At 34.8% G+C, this 1263-nt stretch carries 1 protein-coding gene; it reads left to right on the top strand.

Features of this window, described 5'->3' with window-relative positions:
- Window positions 1–816 precede the first annotated feature (816 nt).
- The coding region (locus KA883_RS12675) for a replication/maintenance protein RepL (protein WP_210140006.1) at window positions 817–1263 on the top strand (447 nt) is incomplete at its 3' end.

Here is a 1263-nt window from a genome sequence, read left to right on the forward strand (position 1 = left end):
TTATCAGATTATTATTCTTTCAAAGAATAGTATAGCATAAAGGTAAAAGGACTAGCTAACTCTAGTCCTTTTTTATATGTATAGTTTTTGATCTGCTCGTTACACTTGCAGAAAAACTATACATAAAAGCAAAAACAACCCACCGTAATTTCGCTTTATTCCAATTTCCATTTTGAGCAGAAACTTTACTCATATGATTTGGATTGGTTGTTAAGTTGGAATTAATCCAACTTAAAACCGGCACCAATCGCCACTGAAGTGGCTATCATATTCGCCTTTCTTTCTCAAAATGTTTTCTCGGCATAAATGCTACATTAAGGTTTGGCAAGCACTGGCTTTGCTAGCCACTCAATCGCTATCGCTCATTCGTGACTGCTTGCCTGCTTGTTGGGGGCAAGCCCCCAAAGCCCCCTACAAAATGCTAGCCATATATCAAAAAATAAACGTAAGCATAAACGCATTCACTTCTTTTCTATATAAATATGAACGAAGTGAATAAGCGTCGGAATAGCAGCAAAAAGCTTCCTTTTTGCTGTTGGAGCATGGGGTTTCAGGGGATGCAGTATCTGACGTAAATGCCGAGCGAAAGCGAGCCGAAGGGTAGCATTTATGTTAGAAAATCCCCTGATATGCTCCGACGCTTTATATAGAAAAGAAGATTGAACTACTTAAATTCTTAATACAGGTTGATATTACAGTTTTTATAAGGATTTTGTTTGTAGTGATTTTTCACATAATTTGTAGTGATTTCTCACTACATATGTTGTGATTTTTTCACTACAATGTTAAAATTTTAAACAAAGGAGGTAAATTAAAATGAATGAAAGATATGGAACAGTATATAAAGGCTCTCAGAAGCTCATAGACGAACAAACAGGAGAAGTTATAGAGGTAGATAAGTTATACCGTAAACAAACGTCTGGAAACTTCGTAAAGGCTTATATGGTTCAATTAATAAGTATGTTAGATATGATTGGTGGTAAAAAACTTAAAATCGTTAATTACATACTAGATAATGTGCATTTAAGTAATAACACAATGATAGCTACTACAAGAGAAATCGCTAAAGATACCGGAACAAGCACACAGACAGTATCAAAAACATTAAAAATCTTAGAAGAAGGAAATATTATTAAAAGAAAGACTGGTGCATTAATGCTAAACCCAGAACTGCTTATGAGAGGCGATGACCAAAAACAAAAATACCTCTTACTCGAATTTGGGAACTTTGAGCAAGAGGCAAATGAAAAACAAGAAAATGCT

Origin of the sequence: Staphylococcus sp. GDY8P54P, assembly GCF_017892645.1 — a bacterium.
In the GTDB taxonomy this organism is placed as follows: Bacteria; Bacillota; Bacilli; order Staphylococcales; family Staphylococcaceae; genus Staphylococcus; species Staphylococcus ureilyticus.